The organism is Streptomyces sp. RPA4-2 (assembly GCF_012273515.2).
In the GTDB taxonomy this organism is placed as follows: Bacteria; Actinomycetota; Actinomycetes; order Streptomycetales; family Streptomycetaceae; genus Streptomyces; species Streptomyces kaempferi.
The window spans coordinates 1,794,463-1,818,491 of record NZ_CP050975.2; the positions used below are offsets into that span (position 1 = coordinate 1,794,463).

Sequence of the window (24,029 nt, forward strand, 5' to 3'; positions counted from 1 at the left end):
TGTTCCCCGCTTCCGCCCAGCTCAGAGCGCTCGGAGGCCGTTGATCACGTCGCGCAGAATACTCTCGTCCGGCAGCTCGGCCGGGGGTACGGGACGTGTCACATGGACCATTTCCTCGTGCACGAGGTCACCGATCAGGACCCGTACCACTCCGATGGGCAGGTCGAGCTCGGCGGCGAGTTCGGCGACCGACTGGGGCGTGTCGCGGCAGAGTTCCACGATGTCCACGTGTTCCGGGGACAGGCTGTGGTCCGCTTCGGGGTCGTCCGCGTGCGGTTCGGCGACGACCACGGCGATCAGGTCGAGGCGATGCTGGGCCGGGCTGGTGGTGCGGCCGCGCGTCATGGCATAGGGCCGGACCACCGGTCCGGCGTCGTCGTCGAACCAGTGGCTTGTTCCCTGACCGTCTCCGCTCATGCCATCCCACTACCCGCCGGAGGGCAGATCGGTGCGCGGAGCGGCGGCCAGATGTGCGCCGACCCGCTTCACCAGGAGTGTCATTTCGTAGGCGACCTGCCCGACGTCGGAGTCGGCGTCCGAGAACACGGCGAGGCAGCTGCCGTCACCGGCGGCCGTGACGAAGAGGAAGGCGTTCTCGAGTTCGACGACGGTCTGCCGGACGCCGCCCGCCTCGAAGTGTCGTCCGACCCCCTTGGCCAGGCTGTGGAAGCCGGAGGCGACGGCGGCCAGGTGCTCGCTGTCCTCCCGGGTCAGGTCCTTGGACGCCCCGGTGGGCAGGCCGTCGCCGGAGAGCACGATCGCCTTGCGGATACTGGCGACGCGGTCCACCAGATCGTCGAGGAGCCAGTTCAGCTCTCCCGACGCCGTGCCGGTCTCGGTGGGCCCTGTTGTCTTCGGCGCGGTCATCGGCCGTCCCCCTCTGTGGTTCCTGGTGCTGTGCCGTCCTGGGCCTGGTCGCCCACGGCGTTCTCCTCGCGGCCGCGCCGCCAGCCGCGCTGGAGCGAGGCCATCCGGTTGCGAACCTCTTCGGCGTCACGTTCGGCGGGATCCGGCCCGCGGACCGCGCCGGCCCCCTCGCGCTCCCCGCGCCGCTCGGGGCCGTCCTTCAACTGCGGGGCCAGATGGGCCTGCCGGACGCGGCGGGGCAGGGGGCTCGTACCCGGTTCCGCCCCTTCGGCCGTGGTGTCGGGGCTCGGGCCGGTCCCGGTCGTACCCGGCGGGGACGTGCGACGGGTGCGTCTCGGCAGCGCGGAGGCCGCCTGGTTGGGGCCGGGCGTCTCGGACCGGGGGCCCGGAACGCCGGAGCGGGGGGTCGCGCCCTGGGCGCGTTCGCCGTTGCGACGCGCGGAGGTGTCGGTGCGTTCGGCGCGCCGGACGGCCGACGGCTTCGCGCTCTCGCGCTCGGCCAGGCCGGCGACACCGAGCAGTTCCACCGGCTCCAGGCCCTTGGCCGGCTCCGGAGCCTCGGCGGTGCGCTCGTCCGTCTCGCCGCGCCGGGGCCGTGTCCGGGTCACGGGACGACCGTGCGAGCTGACGAGTTTGGGGGACCTGCGCCGCGGCAGCGGCACCGGGGCGCCCGGACCGTCGTCACCGGCGCGGGCCGTCTCGTCCTGCCCCTCACGGCCCGGCTGGTGGTGCTCGACCGGTCCGCCGGCGATGGAGCGGCGCGGACCGAACAGACCATCCTGCTCGGTGTCCTCGTCGAGGGCGTCCGGGAATCCGCCGAGGGCGTCCAGCTCCACCGGGGCCTCCAGTTCGACCGGGCCGTCCAGGATCGAGGCGGGCAGACCGGGGAGGCGCACCGGGACCTCGGACAGCGCCGCCTTGCGGTCCGCCTCGACCTTGCCCTCCTTCGAGGGCAGTGTGCGGTCGAGGCGGAAGCCGATGCCGTTGGTGTCCGGGACGTCGTCCGTGAGCAGCGCGTCGGAGAGGAAGACGATGGCGGTCGTGCCGCCATACGGGGAGGGCTGGAGGGAGACGCGTACGTTCTGCCGCTGGGCGAGCCTGCTGACGACGAAAAGACCGAGCCGGTCGGTGTCGGAGAGCTCGAACTCGGGGGTTTCGGCGAGCCGCAGATTGGCGTCGAGGAGTGCTTCGGCCGCCATGCCGAGGCCGCGGTCGTGGATCTCCAGGGTGAAGCCGTTGGCGACGCGTTCGCCGATGACCTGCACGGCGGTGTGCGGGGGCGAGAACACCGTGGCGTTCTCGAGGAGTTCGGCCACGAGGTGGGTGATGTCGGCCACCGCCGGCCCGGTGACGGCGACGCGGGGCAGCCGGCGCACCTCGATGCGCTCGTAGTCCTCCACCTCGGCGACGGCAGCGCGGACGATGTCCATGAGCTGAACGGGCTTGCGCCACTGCCGGGAGGGGGCGGCGCCGGAGAGGATGACGAGCCCCTCGGCGTGCCGGCGCATACGCGTGGTCAGGTGGTCCAGGCGGAACAGGTCGGCGAGTTCGTCGGTGTCCTCGGTCCTGCGTTCCATGGTGTCGAGGAGGGTGAGCTGTTTGTGGAGCAGGACCTGGCTGCGGCGGGCGAGGTTGACGAAGACCTCGGAGACACCGTCGCGGAGTTCGGACTGCTTGACCGCGGCCTCGACAGCGGCGCGCTGGAGGGTGTTGAGGGCCTGGCCGACCTCGCCGATCTCGTTCCTGTCGTACTCCAGGCGCGGTGCTTCGGTCTCGACGTCGACCTGTTCACCCGCCGAGAGCCGGCGCATCACGCTGGGCAGCCGGACGCCGGAGGCCTCGTGGGCCTCCAGACGCAGTCGGCCCAGGTCGCGGATGAGGCTCCGGCCGATGCGGACGGACATGATGAGCGAGACCAGCACGGCGACGAGCCCGAGGACGCCCGCGATGGCCGCCTTGACGACGACTCCCGTGGCCACGGGCCGGATCCGGTCGTGGTAGCGGTCGGTCGCCCTGTTGTCGAGGTCGCCGAGTTCGTCGAGCACATGGCCGGCGGCCCGGTCCCAGCTCTTCGCGGTGACGCCGTGGGGCGAACCGGCCGGGGAGGTGACGACGGCTTGCTCGGCGACACGCAGGGGCGCCGTGTCGGCGTTCTTCCAGTAGCTCTCGTAGCGCTCGCTCTCCGAGTCGGGCAGCAGCGGCAGACTGACGTCGTAGAGCAGCGTGCGCTGGGCCACGAGATCGGAGATGTCACGGATGTCGTCACCGGTGACGCGGCCCGCGACCAGCGCGGAGCCGAGGAGGGCGTCCTCGCGGGAGAGCAGCTCGCGCGCGATGTCGATGTTGACGAGGGCGCGGCCCTGCTTGTCCATCTCGACGTTGTCGACGAGATGGAGGTTGGAGACCAGGGTGTAGCAGGGGTCGACGAGACGGTTGTAGAGGTCGAGGGCCTGGGCCCGGTCGACGGTGCCCTCCTCGACGCTGCGGCGCAGCGAGTCGATGCCGTCGAGGGCGTCCAGCATGATGGTGAGGCGCTCCGCGGTGCCCGCGCCCATCTCCTCGGCCATGCCGTCACTCTTGGCGTTCCCGCGGACCTTCGCCACGGCCCGGTCGGTGGCGCTCCGGCTGTGCCGCAGCGCCGCGAGCGCGTCGGACGCGCGGGGATCGGCGAGATAGACGAGGGTCTGGCGGCGCTCCTGCTGGAGGACGCCGACGGCGTCCTCGGTGGGGTAGCCGATCTTCTCGACGACGTCGGACACGTGGAACAACTGGTTCGCCTCGCGCCCGGTGATGACCGTCGCGAAGGCCCAGATACCCGTCAGGGAGAGGAGTGGCACGAGGAGCAGCGCCACGATCTTCCGGCGGATGGACTTCCCGCGAAAGCGCATGGCCTCCCCCAGCTCGGCCCCCTCCGGCCCGGGGGCACACCTGTGCGTCAACAAACGGCGTGAGCCTACTACTGACTCACAGGTAACTCGAAGGGCTGTCCGGGCGGCCGCCCGGCGCGAAGGTCGCGGAACCTACGCGCTTCCGGGAACCGGGGATGGGCAGTTGTCCGTCCATTGGGGGAGATTGCCTCCCTGATTCCGGCACGCGTGAGCGAATCGCATCGGACCGGCGGACTTGGTCAGTTGGCCGGATTTTTTCGCTGGTCGGGAATCTTCGGGGCACTCCGTTCGTCTTTCTGTGTGGGATATGGGGGCGGAATCGGCCACAGGGGTCGCATGACGCGTCCAGGCGGCGTAAAGCAGCGCAAGCCGGGCAGCCACTGGGGAGCAGGTGCCGTACGGCACCCGTGCGAGAGGTCTGCTGGGCGGTGGGGAGTGACGAGTTGATGGGCACGGCGGAGCGGCACGGGGCGTCCGGGAGCGGTGTTGCGGCACCGGTGGCGGAGCGCGGAACCGCACAGGCATCGGATCGCGACAGCCCGGTGGACGGGCGCGATCGAGGGGACGGGCGGCACGCCGCGGCGGGCGGACCCGGCGAAGTGGGCGGACAGAGAGCTGTCACGGCCGAGCGCGAGCGGTCGGGCGGGCGGGGCGCCTCGCATCAGGAGCAGGACCCCGTGATCGGGCGGCAGGCCGCCGCCCGGGACGGAGGCGCCCGCACCAGCGTGGGGAGTCGATACGTACGACGGAGCGGCTCTGCCGCGGCATCCCGTGAGCACGAGCACGCGGGCAGGCCGGGCGGTGCGTCCGACGGGCACCGGCATGTGGAGGGGACGGGAGTGGCCGCCGGTGCGCAGGGGGCGGCGAGCCGGGGCGGTGCGGTCGGCCGGGGCGTCGCCGCGCACGAAGAGCAGGCGTACTACCGGCCGTTGTGGATCGAGGAGCCGGCGCGGCGTCGGCGGTTGCCCGACCCGGTGCGGACGTCGGCCGTGCGGGCGGTCCTCATCATCTCCGTGACACTGATCCAGGCGGTGACCGCCTTCCTGGCCACGATGGCGGCGTCCTGGCTGGCCTTCCCCATGGTCCTGAGCAGCGTGGCCAGCACGGTCGTGGCGACCTGGGCCGTCCTCGACGTCTGGGTCACACGGCAGGTGTGGAATCAGCGCAACGGGGTGGTGTCGGAGCCGAGCAGCACCGCCCGGGCCCTGCGGCGGGAGCGCCGTCGGGCGCGACGCCAGGCGCGCACGACGGAGCGGGCGCAGGAGCGGATACAACGGCGGGGCGGCGCCGGGCGGTTGTCGCACCCGTGAGGCCGAAGGCCTGAGGTCGGCATCGTCGACCATTTCTGAGGGCGACGCCCCGAGATCAGCGTCGTCGACGCCTCTCAGTGCGGTGCTTCGAGGCCGACTGTCCCGACGCCGGGCTCCGGGGGTTCACCCTCCCGGAGCCGCGTTCGGGAAGCCGTCCGGGCCCAGCACGTCGGGCCGCCTCGCGCCTCGCGCTCATCGGGTCGCCCTCAGAGGCGGCGTCAGAGGTTCGCGACGGCGGCTTCGTCTTGTTCCACCGGGCCCTGGCTGGAGGCGAGTTGACGCCTCGCCTTCATGAACGGGCGCGGGCGGTCGACGGAGAGCACGGCGGTGGTGCGGCCATCTCGCTCGTACAGGGCGAGGAGGCCGCCCTCTCCCGGTGCGCCGTCCTCGATGGTGCCCTCGGCGATCCGGACGGTGTCCGCCTTCTGGCGACGTCCCGCGAACTGGATGCGCGCGCCGTACTGATCGGACCAGAAGTAGGGCACGGCGCGTACGGTCCCGATGGTGCGGCCGGCGAGCAGGTTGCCCACCGCGACGCGGGGTTGTTCCGTGGCGGAGGTCCAGTGCTCGGCCCGGGTGCCACCGACGCGGGCGACGTCGCCGACGGCGACCACCTGGGGCAGCCCGGTGACACATCCGTCGTCGCACAGGACGCCGTCGTGCAGGGCGAGTGTCGAACCGGCCAGCCAGCCGGTGTTGGGGGTGGCGCCGATACCGACGATCACGACGTCGGCGGGCAGGATCCGGCCGTCGGAGAGCTCCACTCCGGTGACAGCGGGACCCGCAGGCCCGTGGGCGCGCTCCGGACCCCTCGCGTCGCGATCCCGGCTCGCGCCGGCCCCGCTGCCCCGCAGCGCGGCGACCCCGGTGCCGGTCACCAGCTCGACGCCGCCACGTCGGTGCAACGCGGCGCACACGGCGGCCATTTCGGGGCCGAGGGGGAGGACGAGAGGCAGTGGGGCGGCCTCGACGACGGTGACGTCGTGACCGAGTCCGGCACAGGAGGAAGCGGTCTCGGCGCCGATGAAGCCGCCGCCGATGACGACGACGCGGCGCGGTCCGTGGACGAGTTCCGCGCGCAGGGCACGGGCGTCGTCGAGGGTGCGCAGGGTGTGCACACCGGTGAGGCCGTCACCCGGAAGCCTCCGGGCCGAGGCACCGGTGGCGATGACCACGCCGTCCGTGGAGACGGTACGGCCGTCGTCGAGGAGGACGGTGCGGTCACGGGTGTCGAGGCCACGGGCGCGTACGCCGAGCAGCCACTCGGCGTCGAGTCCGGCTCTCTCCTCGGCGTCGGTCAGGGCGAGTCGGGACTCGTCGGCGCGGCCGGTGAGGAAGTCCTTGGACAGGGGCGGGCGGTCGTACGGCTCATGGATCTCGTCGCCGACGATCACCAGGCGGCCGTCGAAGCCCTGGGACCGTAGTTCCCGGGCGGCGTACAGACCGGAGAGCGAGGCACCGACGACGGTCACGGTCCTCATGCGGCGGTGCCCTCCTCCACGGCCAGGTGCACATGGATGATTCCGTCGTCCACGGTGACGCGGTGCGTGCGGACGGGGCGCCGCGCCGGAAGACATGTCGGCTGCCCCGTACGGAGATCGAAGGAGGCGGCGTGCAAGGGGCACTCGACCAGACAGCCCTCCAGCCAGCCCTCCGAGAGGGAGGCGTCCTGGTGGGTGCAGGTGTCGTCGACGGCGTAGAGCTCGCCGTCGGCGTTGAACACGGCGATGGGCGGGGTGATGTCGACACGGACGGACGCGCCCGCGGGGAGGTCGGCAAGGCGGCAGACGGGAATCATGGGCCCCCCTCTCGGTCCGGGACTCTCCGTCCGGGACCTCCTGGTCCAGGTGGTCCGGACACCTTTCCGGTTCCGGACGCTTCGGTAACATGATGTTTCGCATGGCGCACGAGGGAGCGCTATGCGCAACAGAATCCGTGCGGGGGTCCCGTCACGTCAAGGGCTTCCCGCAGATGCGGCCCAAACAGGGCTGCCAGGTGGTGAGAGTTGAGCTATGACCCGCACGCAGAAGCAGGCTGAGCACTCCGAGGGCTTTCCCGAGAAGCGGAACGGCAGGGGCGCGGGCAGTGCCGTCCAGTCGGTGGACCGCGCCGTGAGCGTGCTGGAGATCCTCGCCCGGCTCGGCGAGGCCGGGGTCACCGAGATCGCCGAGGAGCTGGACGTGCACAAGTCCACCGCCTTCCGCCTCCTCGGCGTCCTGGAGAACCGCGGTCTGGTGGCCCAGGCCAAGGACCGCGGGAAGTACTACCTGGGGGCCGCCGTACTGCGCCTGGCGGGAGCGGCGGCGGTGCGCCTGGACATCTCCCAGGAGGGCGTCCCGGTCTGCCGCGAACTCGCCGACGAGCTGGGCGAGACGGTCAACATCGCGGTCCTCGACGACGACGCGGCGGTCAACATCATGCAGGCCCGCGGCACCGCCTCGGTCACCGCGCAGAACTGGCTCGGCAGACGCACCCCGCTGCACGCCACCTCCAGTGGCAAGGTGCTGTTCGCGCACATGCCGCCCACGCTGCGCGAAGGCCTGCTCGCGAGGCCGCTGCCGCGCTTCACGGAGCGGACGGTCACGGGCCCCTCCACCCTGCGCGCGGAGCTGGATGCCGTGATCGAGCAGGGCTACGGCATCACCGTCGAGGAGCTGGAACTCGGCCTTGCCGCCGTGGCCGCGCCGGTCCGCGCGCACGACGGCAAGGTGATCGCGGCGATCAGCGTGTCGGGGCCGGTCTACCGGCTGAACGCCGACCGCCTCCCGGAGCTGTCCAAGCGGACGGTGGCTGCGGGGGCCGAGTTGTCACGGCGGATGGGGTACGGCTTCTGAGAGCCGCCGCGGACGCCGGCGGGACCGCCGCGAAGACGGGGTCACCGGCTGCGGCGACGGCGGCAAGGGCCGGTTCCGACGCCCCCTCAACTGCCTTTCCTCACCCGCCTTTCCTCACCCGGACGAGGCCCGCACGCGCCCCCACGGGGTGCGCGCCGCGGCGGAATCGAGCCGATTCGTCGCCTCACCACGACGCGGGGCCCGGGACGATCCCGGGCCCCGCCGCCTTGTGTGTCCGTCAGGTTTCGGGCACCCCGTTCCTTTTGCCAAGGGTTAACTCCCACCCCTTGACGGCTCGCTGACGGCGTTCTCAAGATGTTCCTCATCGCGCAACCCATAGTGCAATGCGCAACAGCAGAGGAGCTTGTCGTGCCACACGAGGTCCGTGCCGTAGTCGCTGTCAAGAAGGGCGCACCGGTGGAGGTGCGGACCGTCGTCGTCCCCGACCCGGGCCCCGGCGAGGTGCTCGTCGACGTCCAGGCCTGCGGGGTCTGCCACACGGACTTGCACTACCGGGAGGGCGCGATCACCGACGACTTCCCCTTCCTCCTCGGCCATGAGGCGGCCGGCACGATCGAGGCGGTCGGGGAGGGCGTCACCGACCTCGTCCCCGGCGACTACGTCGTCCTCGCCTGGCGGGCACCCTGCGGGACCTGTCGCTCCTGTCGCCGTGGCCGCCCCTGGTACTGCTTCGACTCCCGCAACGCCACCCAACCCATGACGCTCCTCGACGGCACCGCGCTCAGCAACGCCCTCGGCATCGGTGCGTTCGCCGAGAAGACCCTGGTGGCGGCCGGGCAGGCGGTGAAGATCGACCCGGCCGCCCGCCCGGAGGCCGCGGGCCTGATCGGCTGCGGTGTGATGGCCGGATACGGCGCCGCGGTCAACACCGGCAACGTGGGCCGCGGCGACACCGTCGCCGTCATCGGATGCGGCGGTGTCGGCAACGCCGCGATCGCCGGCGCCTGTCTCAACGGCGCCATGAAGGTGATCGCCGTGGACATCGACGACAAGAAGCTCGACCAGGCGGAGAAGTTCGGCGCGACCCACACGGTGAACTCGCGCGGCACGGACCCGGTCGAGGCCGTGCGGGCCCTCACCGGGGGCTTCGGGGTCGACATCGCCATCGACGCGGTGGGCCGCCCGGAGACGTACAGACAGGCTTTCTACATGCGCGACCACGCCGGTGTGCTCGTCCAGGTCGGCGTCCCCGATCCCGAGATGAAGATCGACCTTCCGCTGATCGACCTGTTCTCGCGCGGCGGCGCGCTGAAGTCGTCCTGGTACGGGGACTGTCTGCCCAGCCGGGACTTCCCGTACCTCATCGACCAGTACCTGTACGGACTGCTGGACCTCAACGCGTTCGTCTCCGAGACCATCGCACTCGACCAGGTGGAGGAGGCGTTCGCGAAGATGCGGCGGCGTGAGGTGCTGCGCTCGGTGGTGGTCCTGTGACCGCCGCGACCGCCGAACGGTCCGACGCCCTCGCTTCGTAGGTCCCGCTCGGTCCCACCCCCGACTGCTCCCACATCCCACCCGTTCCCGCCTCCCCGCCCGCTCCCACATCCACGCCGCTTCCCGGTCCGCGCCCGCTCCAGCAGGGCGCGCCCCGCCCGCACCCTCAGCGCGTTCGCTCCCCACCCCGGCAAGGAGGGGCATGTCCAGCACACCCGCAACCCGTCCCCGTGTGGTCGTCATCGGCGCCGGCATCGTCGGCTGCTCCCTCGCCGACGAACTGACCGCCCGCGGCTGGACCGACGTCACCGTTCTCGAACAGGGGCCGCTGCCCGCCCCGGGCGGCTCCACCTCGCACGCGCCGGGCCTGGTGTTCCAGACCAGCCCGTCCAGGACCCTCACGGCGTTCGCCCGCTACACCGTGGAGAAGTTCACCTCCCTCCAGGTCGACGGTGTCCCCTGTTTCGACCCGGTCGGCGGTCTGGAGCTCGCGACCACGCCCGAGCGCCTCGCCGATCTGCACCGCAGGGCCGGTTACGCCGCCGCCTGGGGCGTCCGCGGCGAGATCGTCAGCGCGGCGCGCTGCGCGGAACTGTGGCCGCTCATCGACCGTTCGGCGGTGCTCGGGGGCTTCCACACGCCCGACGACGGCCTGGCCCGCGCGTTGCTCGCGGCCCGCGCCCAGCTGGCGCGCGCCACCGCGCGAGGCGCCCGCTTCCTGGACCGCCATACGGTCGTCGGCATCGAACGGGAGGAGGGCAGGGTCACCGCCGTCGTCACCGACCGCGGCGTCTTCCCCGCCGACCACGTCGTCTCGGCGGCCGGATTCTGGGGACCGGTCATCGGACGCATGGCCGGTGTCGACGTACCCCTGCAGCCGCTCGCACACCAATACGCGAAGACCAAGCGGCTCCCCGAGCTGGCCGACGCCACCGCCGAGGCCTCGAGGCCCATCCTCCGTTTCCAGGACCGCGACCTCTACTTCCGCGAGCACACCGACCGCATCGGCATCGGCAGCTACGCCCACAAGCCGCTGCCCGTCGACCCGTTCGGGGTCCTGCCCTACGACGAGGCGCGCGCGAACGACATGGCGATGCCGTCCTCGTACCCCTTCACCGAGGAGGACTGGGCGCCGAGCTGGGAGGACTGCCGCCGGTTGCTGCCCGCCCTGCGCGGGACGGAGATCGAGGAGGGCTTCAACGGCGTCTTCTCCTTCACTCCGGACGGCATGCCGGTGCTCGGCGAATCGCGCGCCCTGCGCGGCTTCTGGCTGGCCGAGGCCGTCTGGGTCACCCACTCCGCGGGGGTGGCCAAGGCCGTCGCCGAGTGGATGGTCGACGGTCGTGCCTCGCTCGACCTCCACGAATGCGACCTCACGCGCTTCGAGGACGCGCAGCGCTCACCGTCGTACGTCCGCGAGCGCGGTGCGCGGCAGTTCGTCGAGGTGTACGACGTCCTGCACCCGCTCCAGCCGATGGAGGACCCCCGCCCGCTGCGCGTCAGCCCGTTCCACGCGAGGCAGCGCGAGCTCGGCGCGTACTTCCTGGAGGGCGGCGGCTGGGAGCGCCCGCACTGGTACGAGACGAACGCCCCCCTGCTGGACGGCCTGGAACTCCCCGCGCGGGACGCCTGGTCGTCGCGCTTCTGGTCGCCGATCGCGGCGGCCGAGGCGAGGGCGACCCGCGAGAGGGTCGCGCTGTACGACATGACCCCGCTGCGCCGCCTCGAAGTCACCGGCGCCGGTGCCCTCGACTTCCTCCAGCGCATGACCAGCAACAACCTCCGCAAGAAGCCCGGCGCGGTCACCTACACCCTGCTCCTCGACGGGACGGGCGGCATACGCTCCGACCTCACCGTCGCGCGTCTCGCCCCCGACCGCTTCCAGGTGGGCGCCAACTCCCCCGCCGACCTGGACTGGCTGACCCGGCACGCCCCCCGCGACGTGCACATCCGGGACATCACCTCCGGCACCTGCTGCGTCGGCGTCTGGGGTCCGCTCGCCAGGGACCTCGTCCAGCCACTGACGCGCGACGACTTCTCGCACGAGGGCTTCGGCTACTTCCGCGCGAAGGAGACGTATCTGGGGCACGTCCCGGTGACGGCGATGCGGCTGTCGTACGTGGGTGAGCTGGGCTGGGAGCTGTACACCACCGCCGATCTGGGGCTCAGGCTCTGGGACACCCTGTGGGAGGCGGGGCAGCCGCACGGTGTGGTCGCGGCCGGCCGGTCGGCCTTCAACAGTCTCCGGCTGGAGAAGGGTTACCGCGCCTGGGGCACCGACATGACCGACGAGCACAACCCGTTCGAGGCGGGCGTCGGCTTCGCGGTCCGTATGGACAAGGACGGTTTCGTCGGCCAGGAGGCGCTGCACGGCCTCGCGGCGGCGGAGCCGGCCCGCAGACTGACCGCGCTGCTCCTGGACGACCCGGCGTCCGTCGTGCTCGGCAAGGAGCCCGTCCACGTCGACGGCGCCCCCGCGGGGTACGTGACCAGCGCCTCCTACGGCTACACGCTGGGCCGCTGTGTCGCCTACGCCTGGCTGCCGGCGCTCCCGGCCGGCACGGGCGTGCACATCGAGTACTTCGGCGAGAAGATCCCGGCCACCGTCGCCGACGAGCCGCTCTTCGACCCGGGGATGACCCGCATCCGCCGCTGAGAAACCCGGACACGCCCCAACACGCCCAGGAGGTCCCGGTGTCCCCCACCTACGACGTGATCGTGATCGGTCTCGGCGGCATGGGCAGTGCCGCCGCCCACCATCTGTCGGCCCGCGGCGCCCGCGTGCTCGGCCTGGAGAAGTTCGGCCCGGTCCACAACCGCGGCTCCAGCCACGGCGGTTCGCGCATCACCCGGCAGTCCTACTTCGAGGACCCGGCGTACGTACCCCTGCTGCTGCGCTCCTACGAGCTGTACGAGGAGCTGGAGAGGGCGACGGGCCGTGAGATCGCCACCCTCTGCGGCGGTGTGATGATCGGCCGTCCCGACTCGCGGACGGTCTCCGGTTCGCTGCTCTCCGCCGAGCGGTGGGACCTGCCCCACGAGATGCTGGACGCCCCGGAGATCCGCCGTCGCTTCCCGACCCTGAACCCGGACGACGACGAGGTCGCGCTGTACGAGGCACGGGCCGGGCTCGTCCGCCCCGAGAACACCGTCGCCGCGCACCTCCAGCTCGCCACCCGGCAGGGCGCCGACCTGCACTTCGAAGAACCGATGACGCGCTGGGAGCCCTACCGGGACGGGGTGCGTGTCCACACCGCCGAGAACACGTACACCGCGGGCCGGCTGGTGATCTGCCCGGGTGCCTGGGCGCCGCGGCTGCTGACCGACCTCGGGGTGCCGTTCACCATCGAGCGCCAGGTCATGTACTGGTTCCAGCCGAAGGGCGGGGTCCGGCCGTTCCTGCCCGGGGAGCATCCCGTCTACATCTGGGAGGACGGCGCCGGAGTCCAGGTGTACGGCTTCCCGTCCATCGACGGGCCGGAGCTGGGCGCCAAGGTCGCCTTCTTCCGCAAGGGCGTCGTGACCACCCCGGAGACCATCGACCGGACGGTCCACGAGGACGAGATCCAGGCCATGGCGGATCACATGTCCCGTTGCATCCCCGACCTGCCCGGCACCTTCCTCAAGGCCGCCACCTGCATGTACTCCAACACCCCCGACGAGCACTTCGTCATCGCCCGCCATCCGGCGCATCCGGAGACCGTGACCGTGGCCTGCGGTTTCTCCGGGCACGGCTTCAAGTTCGTGCCGGTCGTCGGCGAGATCCTGGCCGACCTCGCGCTGACCGGCACCACCGATCACCCGATCGGGTTGTTCGACCCCCACCGCCTCACCGCCGCGCCCGCCTGAGGAGTACGCACGTGACGACGATCCCCGTCTCCCGGTCCCCCCTCTCCCCCAGCCTGATCGCCACCCTGCCCGGCCACTACTACACCGACCCGGAGATCTTCCGGCAGGAACAGGAATCCCTGTTCGAGTCGATGTGGTTCTGTGCCGTCCGCTCCGCGGATCTCGCCCGGCCCGGTGCCTTCCGTACCGTGCAGGTCGGCCGGGAGAACGTCCTGATCACCCGCTCACGCACGGGTGAACTGCGGGCCTTCCTGAACGTCTGCCGGCACCGCGGGGCCCGGCTGTGCACGCAGGAGTCGGGCGAGGTCCGCCGCAATCTCCAGTGCCCGTACCACGCCTGGACCTACGGCCTCGACGGGAAGCTGGTCGCCGCGCCGAACCTGGTGAAGATGCCGGACATCGACCGCGTCGCGTACGGCCTGATCGGGGTGGCGCTGCGCGAGTGGCTCGGCTACGCCTGGGTGTGCCTGGCCGACGAGCCGCCCTCCTTCGAGGAGACGGTGCTGGGCGCGGCCGTGGAGCGGCTGGGCGACGCGGCCGCGATCGAGCACTACGGCACCGAGAAGCTGGCGCTCGGCAGGCGCGTCAGGTACGACGTGACGGCGAACTGGAAACTGATCGTCGAGAACTTCATGGAGTGCTACCACTGCGCCACGATCCACCCCGAGCTCACCGACGTGCTCCCGGAGTTCGCCGAGGGGTACGCCGCCCAGTACTACGTGGGGCACGGCGCCGAGTTCGGTGCGGACGTCCGGGGGTTCACGGTCGACGGCAGCGAGGGCTTCGGCCGGCTGCCGGACCTGGCGGACGACCAGGACCGCCGCTACTACGCGATCACGGTGAAACCGACGGTCTTCGTCAATCTGGTCCCGGACCATGTCATCCTGCACCGCATGTTCCCGCTCGCCGAGGACCGCACGGTCGTCGAGTGCGACTGGCTCTACGCGCCGGAGGTCGTGGAGTCCGGCGCCGACGTGTCCAGGTCGGTCGAGCTCTTCCACCGGGTCAACGAACAGGATTTCGAGGCCTGCGAGCGTACGCAGCCGGCGATGGCGTCGCGGGCGTACCGGAAGGGTGGTGTCCTGGTGCCCACCGAGCATCACATCGGGATCTTCCACGAGTGGCTGATCCGGCAATTGGGAGGCCCCAGTGCCTGACCTGTTCATCGACGGTACGTGGCGGGGCGCTCTCGACGAGCGCACCCGCGAGATCCGCTGCCCCGCCGACGGCTCCCTGGTCGGGGTCGTCGACGAGGCGGGCGGCAAGGACACGGTGGAGGCGATCGCCGCGGCACGCCGTGCCTTCGACGAGGGTCCCTGGCCCTCGACCCCGGCCGCGGACCGCGGCGACCTGCTGCTGCGCGTCGCCGACCTCCTCGTACGGGACAAGGACGCGCTCGCCCGCGCCGAATCGCTCGACACCGGCAAACGGCTCGTCGAGAGCGAGTACGACATCGACGACATCGCGAACTGCTTCCGCTACTTCGGCCGGGCCGCTTCCGCCGAGACCGGCCGGGTCGTGGACACGGGCACGGCCAGCGTGGACAGCCGGGTCGTGTACGAGCCCGTCGGGGTCTGCGCGCTGATCACGCCCTGGAACTATCCGCTGCTGCAGACAGCCTGGAAGGTCGCTCCGGCGCTCGCGGCGGGCAACACCTTCGTGCTGAAGCCGAGCGAGCTCACCCCGCACACGGCGATCCATCTGATGCGGCTTCTCGAAGAGGCCGGGCTGCCGGCCGGAGCGGCCAACCTCGTGCTGGGCGCGGGACCCGAGGCGGGCGCGCCGCTCGCCGACCACCCGGACGTGGACCTCGTCTCGTTCACCGGCGGCCTGCACACCGGGCGGCGGCTGATGGCCGCGGCGGCCGGGACGGTGAAGAAGGTCGCCCTGGAGCTCGGCGGCAAGAACCCCAACATCGTCTTCGCCGACGCCGACTTCGAGACCGCGGTCGACCTGGCGCTGACCGCGGTCTTCCTGCACTCCGGGCAGGTCTGTTCGGCGGGGGCCCGGCTGCTGGTCGAGGACCCGCTGCACGACCGGTTCGTCGACGAGCTCGTCCGCCGGGCCGAACTGATCCGGCTCGGTGGACCGTTCGACGAGCAGGCGCAGACCGGGCCGCTGGTCTCGGCGGCGCATCGCGCCAAGGTCGAGGCGTACGTCGAGCGGGGCGTCGCCGAGGGCGCGGTGCTGCGCTGCGGCGGCAGGCGTCCCGAGGGGCTCGACGAGGGGTTCTACTATCTGCCCACCGTGCTCGACGAGTGCACGGGCGACATGTCCGTGGTCCAGGACGAGTCCTTCGGTCCGGTGCTGACCGTGGAACGCTTCCGTGACGAGGCGGACGCCGTGCGGCTCGCCAACGACACCGTCTACGGCCTGGCGGGCGCCGTGTTCACCACGGGCGAGGCCAAGGCACAGCGGGTGGCGGCGCGGCTGCGGCTCGGCACGGTCTGGATCAACGACTACCACCCCTATGTCCCGCAGGCCGAATGGGGTGGTTTCAAGCAGTCCGGTTTCGGGCGCGAGCTCGGACCGGCCGGCCTCGCCGAGTACCGCGAGGCGAAGCACATCTGGCGCAACACCGATCCGTCCCCGCAGGGCTGGTTCGCTTGATCACCCGGTGATCGCCGGGTGATACCTCGTAATCCCCGGGTGATCCCTGGTAATCCCCGGTGATTACAGGTAATCCCCGGTCATCCCTTGACGGTTGCCTGAGCCACCTCCCGAATTTCCCGCCCGACCGCCGCCACCCCCCGACTCCACCCGCACGAGCCGCGCCCCTCTCCCCGATCCAGGAGGCCGCTCATGACCACCCGTCCACCGACCGTCGACCAGAACGACGACGCCGAACTCTCCGAGTTCGGCTACAAACCGGAACTGAAGCGCACCCTCGGCAACTTCCATACCTTCGCCGCGGGCATCAGCTACATCTCCATCCTCACCGGCACCTTCCAGCTCTTCTACTTCGGCTACGGCAGCGGCGGTCCCGCCTACTGGTGGTCCTGGCCGATGGTGTTCATAGGCCAGTTCATGGTCGCGCTCTGCTTCGCCGAACTCGCCGCCCGCTACCCGGTGGCCGGTTCCGTCTACAACTGGTCGAAGAAGGTGGGCAATCCACACATAGGCTGGCTCGCGGGCTGGATGATGCTGCTCGCGTCGATCGTGTCGATCGCGGCCGTCGCACTCGCCTATCAGTTGACCCTTCCGCAGATCTCCTCCACCTTCCAGTTCGTGGGCGACGGCACGGGCAAGTACGACGTCGCCACCAACGCGGTGCTGCTGGCGGCCGTACTGATCCTGTTCACCACCCTGGTCAACGCCTTCGGCGTGAAGCTGATGGCCACCATCAACACCGCGGGTGTCTTCATCGAACTGATCGCCACCGTCGTGCTGATCGTCCTGTTCGCGGTGCACATCACGCGTGGCCCCCAGGTGGTGATGGACACCCAGGGCACCGGCGACGGTCAGTCGTTCGGCTATCTCGGCGCGTTCCTGGTGGCCTCGCTGGCGTCCGCCTACGTGATGTACGGATTCGACACGGCCTCGTCGCTCGGTGAGGAGTGCCTCGACCCCTCGCGGAACGCGCCGCGCGCCATCATCCGCGCCATCGTCGCCTCCTTCGTCCTGGGCGGGCTCGTCCTGCTCCTCGCGCTGATGAGCGTCTCCAGCCTGAAGGGCGAGAAGCTCTCCACGGACGGGCTGCAGTACATCGTCCTCGACGTGCTCGGCCCCACGGCCGGCAAGGCGATGCTGTGGTGTGTGCTGATCGCGGTCACGGTGTGCGCGCTGGCCGTGCACACGGCGGCGGTCCGGCTGGCCTTCGCGATGGCCCGCGACAACAACCTGCCCGCCTCCTCGAAGCTGGCCAAGGTCAACGCGCGGTTCCGGACACCGGTGCTGCCGACGGTGATCATCGGTGTCCTCGCGCTGGCGATCCTGGTGGTCAACATCCGCCAGCCGCAGATCTTCACCGTGGTCACCAGCATCGGCATCATCATGATCTACCTGGCGTACCTCATGGTCACCGGACCCATGCTGGTCGCCCGGCTGCGCGGCAGGTGGCAGCCCGCGGGTGACGGCAAGTTCTCGCTGGGGCGCTGGGGGCTGCTCGTCAACGTCGTCGCCGTCGTCTGGGGCGCGGCCATGACGGTCAACCTCATCTGGCCGCGTTCCGCGGTCTACAACGCGGCCGCCCCGTACCACTGGTACCTGCGCTGGGGCGCCGTCCTGTTCGTGGCCGTCGTCGCCGGCGGCGGCTTCGCCTACTACTGGTTCGTGCAGCGGCACCGCACCGGGGTGCTCGCCGAGCACCAGCTCCGGTCCGACACGTCCGTCGCCTCTCCCCTGATCGCCCCCGCCGCCGAGTGAGGACCGGCGGACAACCGGCCGAAGAGCAACCCGAGGAGGTCAACTCTCCATGAATGGCGATGAGTTCGACTATGTAGTGGTCGGCGGCGGTACGGCGGGCAACGTGGTGGCGGCCCGGCTCTCCGAGGATCCCTCCGTCACCGTGTGCGTGCTGGAGGCGGGCCCCAGCGACGTCGGCGACGAGAACGTCCTGAAACTGGAACGCTGGATGGGACTGCTGGAGTCCGGCTACGACTGGGACTACCCGGTCGAGCCGCAGGCCAGCGGCAACAGCTTCATGCGGCACGCCCGCGCCAAGGTGCTCGGGGGCTGCTCCTCGCACAACTCCTGCATCGCGTTCTGGGCCCCCGCCGAGGACCTGGACGACTGGGCCGCGGCGGGCTGTACGGGGTGGAGTGCGGCCGAACTCTTCCCGCTCTACCGGCGGCTGGAGTCCAACGACGCTCCCGGCGACCACCACGGCCGCACCGGCCCGGTGAAACTGCGCACGCTCAAGGGCGAGGACCCCTGCGGCACCGCACTCCTCGAGGCGTGCGCGCAGGCGGGCATCGCGACCACGGCCTTCAACACCGGCACGACCGTGGTCCGCGGCGCCAACTGGTTCCAGATCAACTCCGACGAGAACAACGTCCGCCAGTCCTCGTCGGTCGCGTATCTGCACCCGGTCATGGGCAAGCGGCCGAACCTCTCGGTACGGACGGGGGTGCGCGCCAAGAAGCTCGTCCTCGAGGGGCGGCGGTGCGTGGGCGCCGAGTACCTCGACCCGGACCTGATCCACACGCGGACGGTACGCGCCCGCCGCGAGGTGATCGTGTCCTGCGGGTCCATCGACACACCCAAGCTGCTGATGCTGTCGGGCATCGGGCCCGCGGCGCACCTGCGCGAGGTCGGCGTCGACGTCGTGGTGGACTCGGCGGGTGTCGGCGAGAACCTCCAGGACCATCCCGAGGGCGTCATCATGTGGGAGGCCCGGCAGCCGATGACCACCACGTCCAGCCAGTGGTGGGAGGCCGGCATCTTCTACGACACCGAACCGGGCCTGGACCGGCCGGACCTGATGTACCACTACGGCTCGGTGCCGTTCGACATGAACACCGCGCGACACGGCTTCCCCACGACCGAGAACGCCTTCTGCCTCACCCCGAACGTCACCCGCGCGAAGTCACGCGGCACCGTGCGGCTGCGCACCCGCGACTACCGGGACAAGCCGAGGGTCGATCCGCGCTACTTCACCCACGAGCACGACGTGCGCGTGATGACGTACGGGCTGAAGCTGGCCCGGGAGATCGTGGCGCAGCCCGCGCTGAGCGGCTGGGCGGGGGCCGAACTGGCTCCCGGCCCGGACGTCCGGACGGACGACGAACTGCTCGACTACATCCACAAGACCCACAACACCGTCTACCACCCGTCCTGCACCGTGAAGATGGGCGCGGACGACGACACCTCGGCCCCGCTCGACGCGCGGCTGCGGGTCAAGGGCGTCGAGGGTCTGCGGGTCGCGGACGGCTCGGTGATGCCGGATCTCATCTCCGTCAATCCCTGCGTCACGACGATGATGATCGGCGAGAAGTGCGCGGACCTGGTGAAGGAGGACGTGTAGGAGCACTCCATAAGGCGCGCGGGGCCGTGACGGCATGCGGCCCCGCCGGGTGGGCACGGCCGGCCCCGAGCAGCACGCGGCTCCCCAGGGCCGTCCGTCCTACGGGGCGGTCGGCGCCGGGCGCTTGAACATCCGTGTCGCCGTGATCTCCGTGTGCACGGCCTCCCCGGCGGGAGCCTCGCGCGGCAGTCCTGGTCGGAGATGTTCCTCGACGCTGATGTACTTCAGCCCGGCGCGCAGGTCGGCGTCGTTGCGCAGCCGGATGACGAGGGGGAACTCCGCGAGCGCGGTCGTGTCGAACAGGCCCGTGGTGTACAGGAGTTGGACGCCGAGCGCGTCCGAGACGGCCCTCTGCAGCTCCAGCAGGTACGTCGCGTTGGCGCGGCCGATCGGGTTGTCGAGGAAGAGCGTGCCGGCGTGCCGGTGCTTGTCGCGGCCCCGGTCGTTGCTGCGCAGCGCGGCCATCGTGCAGTAGAGCGCGATGGCGGCGGTCAGCAGCTGCCCGCCGGAGAACACGTCACCCATCTGTCCTACGGGAACACGCTCGGCTCGCAGCACGGCGTCCGGCTTCAGGATCTCGACCGCGACACCCTTGGGCCGGAGTGCGGCGCCGACGCCCCTGAGCAGCAGCGACATGCCGTCGCGGCGCATGTCGGAGTTCTTCTTGACCGCCGCGCGGGTGGCCTCGTCGACGACCTCACCGAGCCGTTCGGTCAGCGTGGCCTGGTCGGGCTCCTCGAAACGGATCCGCAGGAATTCCTGTCCTGACCACTCGCCGAGCCCCTCGGGCAGCCGGGACAGCCGCTGGGCGGAGCGCAGTGTGGCGAGGGAGGACTCCACGAGCCCGCGCAGCCTGTCGACGATCGAGTCCCGGTTGCGCTCCAGCTGCTCCAACTCGTCGGTGAGGACCCGCAGTCGGGGCGCGAAGGCGTCCGCCCACTTCTGGGCGTGCTCGGGCAGCGCGGACGCGGGCAGCTCGCGGATCTGCTGGCGGGCCGGGGTGCGCACCTGCTCGTAGCGCGTGGAGTTGGCGTGGCGTACGAGGATGTCGCCGGCCTCGCGGACGGCGCCCTCGGCGGCGGAGAGGTCGGCGGAGCAGCCGCGCAGGGAGCGGCGGGTCTCGGCGGCGGCGTGCCGTGCCTCTTCGAGGCTGCCGGGGTAGGGCTCCTGCTCCTCCTGCTCCTCGTCGGAGTGCTCGCGCAGCAGGTCCCGCAGGAGGGCCGCCGTCTCGTCGAAGCCGCCTGCCGCGTCCTCGGCGGTGCGGTGGGCGTCGAGCAGTTCGGTGTGCGCCGCCCGGGTCCGGTTCAACGCCTCGGCACGGGAGGCGAGTTCACCGGTGGCCGTGCGCAGCAGGGTCTGGGCGTGCTCGGCGTCGCGCGGGACCAGTTCCTCCGACAGTTCCGTGTGGACCCCGCCGTCCTCCGGGGCGTGCCGCTCGGCCTCGCCCCGCAGCCGCCCGAGCTGCTCGCTCGCGGTCGACATCCGGGTCTCCAGGAGCTGTACGAGTTCCTCGGCACGGGCGACGGCGGCCTGCCGGGACGGCCCGTCGGACCCGTCCGGGGACTCCAGCAGCTGCGCGGCGCGGGTGCGCACCTTGTTGCTGAGCCGGTCCAGCTCGGCCAGCGCCGCGCTCTCGTCGCTCTCGGCCCGCGCCTGCTCGGCCCGCAGATCGGCGCCGACGCCGACCTTCTCGTACAGCTGCGAGGCGGCTCGGTAGGCCTCGCGCAGGGCGGGCAGCGACGCCTTCGCGGTGTCCGGCGCGTCCTGCGGTACGTCGTCGGGGGCGCCGGCGATCTCCGCGCGCTCGGCGCGCAGTGCGCGGGCCGTGCGGCGGGCGTCGTCGGCGGCACGCTGGGTGGCGCGGCGGTCCTCGTCGGCGGCTCGGGCGCGCTCCAGGCAGGTCTGGGCGCGGGCCTCCGACTCCGTCGCCTCGTCGGCGAGTTCGCGCAGTTTCACCTGCCAGCCGGCGCGTTCGCGCAGCCGGAAGGCGAGGCCGGCGAGCGCGTCGGCGGCGCGCCGGGCACGCTGGGCGGTGTCCTGGCGTTCGTCGCGTACGAGGGCCGCCTCGGCGGCGGTCTCGTCGGCCTCGGCCCGTACCGTGCGCGCCTCGGCGAGTTCGGCCTCGGCCTCCTCGGCGAAGGCGCGGGCTTCCTGGGCGGCCCCGGCCAGCTCGACGAGCCGGCCGGACGGACATCCGGTGCGCCAGGACGCGAGCCGCGCCGCCAGTTCCCGGTCCTTGGCGAGCCGGCCGGCCAGGGCGCGGATCTCCTCGTCCCGGCCGGTGGCGCGGGCGCGCAGCGTCTGCCGTTCCTCGTCGGCGGCGTGCTCGTCGTGCATGGCCGGGTTCGGGGGGACGAGGAACACCCCGCTGTCTCCCTCGTCGGTGGCGGGGGTCGGGGCGAGCAGCGCGGCGGCGGTGCCGACGGCGACGGCGGAGCGGGGCAGCAGCGCCGCCTCGGCGAGTGCCTCGCGGGCCCGTGCGTGTGTGTCCGGGTCGGTGATGATCACGCCGTCGACGAGCTCCGGGCGGGCGGCCAGTACCCGCGCGTGGTCGACCGGGTCGACGGCCTGGGCGAGATAGCGCCAGCCGGGCAGCGCCGGGATGCCGTGCTCGCCGAGGTACTCGACGGTGGCCAGCACGTCCGGGCCGGGCGGCAGCAGCCCGCCGTCGCCGAGGGCGCCGAGGATGCGTGCGTCGTCGGCCGCGGCGGTCCGCAGCTCGAACAGCTGGCGTTCGGCGGAGGAGACACCGTCGTCGAGGAGCGTGCGCAGCTCGTCGGCGTACTGGTCCAGCTCCTCGGGGGTGAGGGCGCCTTCGGCCGCGGTCCAGAGGTCGGCGGAGGTGTCGCCGCCGGCTCCGCCGTGGCCGCCGGACACGGAGTTCCCGGTGCGCCCGACCGTGTCGTCGCCCGCGCCCGCCTGCCGGCCGAGGCGGCCGGCCGTCACGCCGGTGGTGTCCGCGCCCGCCCGGGGCAGTGGCACCCCGCCGCGCGCCCTGGCCCCGGCGCTCGGCAGGCTGAGCAGTTCGGCGAGCCGCTCCTCGCCCGCCAGCCCCTCCGCGGTGTGGCGCTCCCCGTCGTACGCCCGGTCGGCCGCCGCCGCCGCGTCCGACGCGCGGGCGGCCGTCAGCTCGGCGCGGGACTCGGTGGACGCCGCCTCCCTTGCGTGCTCCGTGGCCCGTCGTGAGGCCTCACGGGCGGTGTCCCAGGCCGCGACGGCGGTCTTCTCGGCGTCACTGGCGGCGAGCGCGGCGCGGGCCGGGTCGGCGTCGGGGGCGGTGTCGTCGAGCCAGCCCGCGCGGACCGCCTCGGCGGTCTCCTGTTCGACCTCGCTGAGCCGCTGGCGCAGGTGTCCGATCTCGCTGCGGGCACGCTGGGCGGCGGTGGCCGCGGCGGTGGAGTCGGCGTACGCGGTCTCGCCGACGTCCTGCAGTCCGGCGGAGCGCTCCTCCTCCTCGTTGGCGAGTGCCTCGGCGCCCTCGGCGGCGCGGTGCAGGGCGCGGACGAGGTCGACGGCGGCCCGGGCGCGGGCGGCGAGCGCGGGTGCGGCGTCCCTCTCGGCCTCGAGGATCGCGGCGGCCACGCGCGCGGAGCGGTCGGCGGCGGCCCGGTGGCGCAGGACGAGCTCGGCGGCCTGCCAGGAGGCGTGCAGCGTGCGCGCGTCGGCGAGCTCGCGCTTCTGCGCGGCCGCCGACTTCTCGGCCCCGGCGAGCGCCAACGAGGCGTGCCGGTAGGCGAGTTCCGCGGCGATCAGCGCACTGCGCTCCCGGGCGCCCTCGGCATGGGTGACGGCGTACGCGGCGGCGGTGACGCGCTGCGCGAGCTCTCCGGCGCGCACCCGCTCCCGCACGGCCCGTGCGGACAGGCGCCGGGCCAGTGTCCGGGTGCGCCGCTCGGCGGCCGCGTGGATGTCACGGGCGCGGGAGCGGGCGTCGGCGGCCTCGACGATGCGTCCGAGCAGGTCCGCGGAGCCGGCCGTGAAGTCCCGCTCCGCGATCAGCTCGGAGCGCCGGCCCAGCTTGTTGCCGAAGCCGCCGACCAGGTCGGCGAGGCCGTCCGTGTCGCGGGTGTCGGTGACCGCGCGCAGCAGCAGGTCGGTGAAGTCGGAGTCCTTCTTGACGGCGAAGAGACCGGCGGCCTCGCCTTCGTCGGCGTTCATCTCCCGCTGGTAGCGGAAGAGTTCGGGGTCGAGGCCGAGGTCGCCGAGGTGCTCGTTCCAGCGGTCGTGGATCTCCTCCCAGTGCACCTCCAGGTGCGGGTAGGCCTTGCCCGCCTCGGTGATGGCGTCCCGGAAGCCCTTCATGGTGCGGCGCCGTCCCTGCGCGCCGGACGCCCCCTCGACGGCCGGGCGGACGGTCGTGGCCTCGGCGACGGGCAGGCTGTCCAGGCTCAGGCCCGGTCCGGGGCGGAAGGAGTACCAGGCCTCCGCGAACTTCCGCGGGTCGTTCGAGACCTGCCGTCCACGCCACTCACTGGCCTTGCCGACCACGACGCACTCGCCGGTCAGGGTGTGCTGCCACTCCAGCGCGACATGGCCGCAGTCGTCGGCGAGCAGGAACTTGCGCAGCACACCGGAGCTGGCGCCGCCCAGTGTGTTGCGGTGCCCCGGCAGCATCACCGAGAAGATCAGCTTGAGCAGTACGGACTTGCCGCCGCCGTTCTCCAGGAAGAGCACGCCCGCGGGCGCGGGCCGGCGCGGCGGCCCGACGGGCTCGTCCGCGAAGAACTCCGCCTGGATGGGCGCGGGGTCGGGCACGGGCTCACCGACACCCCGCAGGTCCAGCACGGTGTCGGCGTAGCGCGCACCGGCCGGCCCGATGGAGTAGAGGCGGACCCGGGACAGCTCGTACATGGCGGCGGAC

General features: G+C 72.0%; 15 protein-coding genes. 9 read left to right on the top strand and 6 right to left on the bottom strand.

The window, feature by feature from the left end; translation table 11 throughout:
- Positions 1-21: 21 nt before the first annotated feature.
- Genes HEP85_RS07500 through HEP85_RS07510 form a run of 3 tightly spaced genes read right to left on the bottom strand, consistent with a single transcriptional unit; the run spans position 22 to position 3,755 of the window.
- Positions 22-417, bottom strand: a complete 396-nt coding sequence (locus HEP85_RS07500; protein WP_168527102.1) for a DUF742 domain-containing protein — start codon at positions 415-417, stop codon at positions 22-24.
- A 9-nt stretch (positions 418-426) separates the two neighbouring features.
- A complete protein-coding gene (locus tag HEP85_RS07505) occupies positions 427-867 on the bottom strand; it encodes a roadblock/LC7 domain-containing protein (RefSeq protein WP_153291761.1) in 441 nt (146 codons plus the stop codon).
- Positions 864-3,755, bottom strand: a complete 2,892-nt coding sequence (locus tag HEP85_RS07510) for a nitrate- and nitrite sensing domain-containing protein (protein ID WP_369657636.1) — start codon at positions 3,753-3,755, stop codon at positions 864-866. Before HEP85_RS07510 ends, HEP85_RS07505 begins: the two co-directional genes overlap by 4 nt.
- 677 nt (positions 3,756-4,432) lie before the next feature.
- Here HEP85_RS07510 and HEP85_RS07515 point away from each other — a divergent pair.
- Entirely contained in the window at positions 4,433-5,065 is a 633-nt protein-coding gene (locus HEP85_RS07515; RefSeq protein ID WP_348772385.1) for a hypothetical protein, read from the top strand.
- Positions 5,066-5,283: 218 nt separating this feature from the next.
- Here HEP85_RS07515 and HEP85_RS07520 read toward each other — a convergent pair whose 3' ends face one another.
- Together HEP85_RS07520 and HEP85_RS07525 are read right to left on the bottom strand one after the other, a co-directional pair.
- Positions 5,284-6,546, bottom strand: coding sequence for an NAD(P)/FAD-dependent oxidoreductase (locus HEP85_RS07520; RefSeq protein ID WP_211117866.1), 1,263 nt, complete (start codon positions 6,544-6,546; stop codon positions 5,284-5,286).
- Positions 6,543-6,863 (bottom strand): bifunctional 3-phenylpropionate/cinnamic acid dioxygenase ferredoxin subunit, encoded by a 321-nt coding sequence (locus HEP85_RS07525; protein ID WP_168527103.1) that lies wholly within the window; start codon positions 6,861-6,863, stop codon positions 6,543-6,545. Before HEP85_RS07525 ends, HEP85_RS07520 begins: the two co-directional genes overlap by 4 nt.
- 214 nt (positions 6,864-7,077) lie before the next feature.
- Here HEP85_RS07525 and HEP85_RS07530 point away from each other — a divergent pair, with 214 nt between their 5' ends.
- The 8 genes from HEP85_RS07530 to HEP85_RS07565 all read left to right on the top strand — a co-directional run bounded on the left by HEP85_RS07530 (position 7,078) and on the right by HEP85_RS07565 (position 19,168).
- Positions 7,078-7,899 (top strand): IclR family transcriptional regulator, encoded by an 822-nt coding sequence (locus tag HEP85_RS07530; protein ID WP_248001867.1) that lies wholly within the window; start codon positions 7,078-7,080, stop codon positions 7,897-7,899.
- A 369-nt stretch (positions 7,900-8,268) separates the two neighbouring features.
- Positions 8,269-9,354 carry an S-(hydroxymethyl)mycothiol dehydrogenase gene (locus tag HEP85_RS07535; protein WP_168527104.1) on the top strand — a complete coding sequence of 362 codons (1,086 nt, stop codon included), beginning with the start codon at positions 8,269-8,271 and terminating at the stop codon, positions 9,352-9,354.
- Between the two features lie 202 nt (positions 9,355-9,556).
- Positions 9,557-12,010 carry an FAD-dependent oxidoreductase gene (locus tag HEP85_RS07540; RefSeq protein ID WP_168527105.1) on the top strand — a complete coding sequence of 818 codons (2,454 nt, stop codon included), beginning with the start codon at positions 9,557-9,559 and terminating at the stop codon, positions 12,008-12,010.
- 38 nt (positions 12,011-12,048) lie between these two features.
- On the top strand, positions 12,049-13,203 hold the full coding sequence (gene solA / locus HEP85_RS07545; RefSeq protein ID WP_168527106.1) for an N-methyl-L-tryptophan oxidase: 1,155 nt from the start codon (positions 12,049-12,051) through the stop codon (positions 13,201-13,203).
- 11 nt (positions 13,204-13,214) lie between these two features.
- Positions 13,215-14,360, top strand: coding sequence for an aromatic ring-hydroxylating dioxygenase subunit alpha (locus HEP85_RS07550; protein ID WP_168527107.1), 1,146 nt, complete (start codon positions 13,215-13,217; stop codon positions 14,358-14,360).
- Positions 14,353-15,813: an aldehyde dehydrogenase family protein gene (locus HEP85_RS07555; protein WP_168527108.1), complete on the top strand. Its 1,461-nt coding sequence runs from the start codon at positions 14,353-14,355 to the stop codon at positions 15,811-15,813. Before HEP85_RS07550 ends, HEP85_RS07555 begins: the two co-directional genes overlap by 8 nt.
- Positions 15,814-16,005: 192 nt before the next feature.
- The gene (locus HEP85_RS07560; RefSeq protein ID WP_168527109.1) at positions 16,006-17,568 is read left to right on the top strand and encodes an APC family permease; all 1,563 of its coding nucleotides are present in this window, start codon (positions 16,006-16,008) and stop codon (positions 17,566-17,568) included.
- Between the two features lie 49 nt (positions 17,569-17,617).
- On the top strand, positions 17,618-19,168 hold the full coding sequence (locus HEP85_RS07565; RefSeq protein ID WP_168527110.1) for a GMC family oxidoreductase: 1,551 nt from the start codon (positions 17,618-17,620) through the stop codon (positions 19,166-19,168).
- Between the two features lie 99 nt (positions 19,169-19,267).
- On the opposite strand, the gene HEP85_RS07570 is transcribed toward HEP85_RS07565, so the two are convergent.
- Positions 19,268-24,019 (bottom strand): hypothetical protein, encoded by a 4,752-nt coding sequence (locus HEP85_RS07570; RefSeq protein ID WP_369657637.1) that lies wholly within the window; start codon positions 24,017-24,019, stop codon positions 19,268-19,270.
- Positions 24,020-24,029 lie beyond the last annotated feature (10 nt).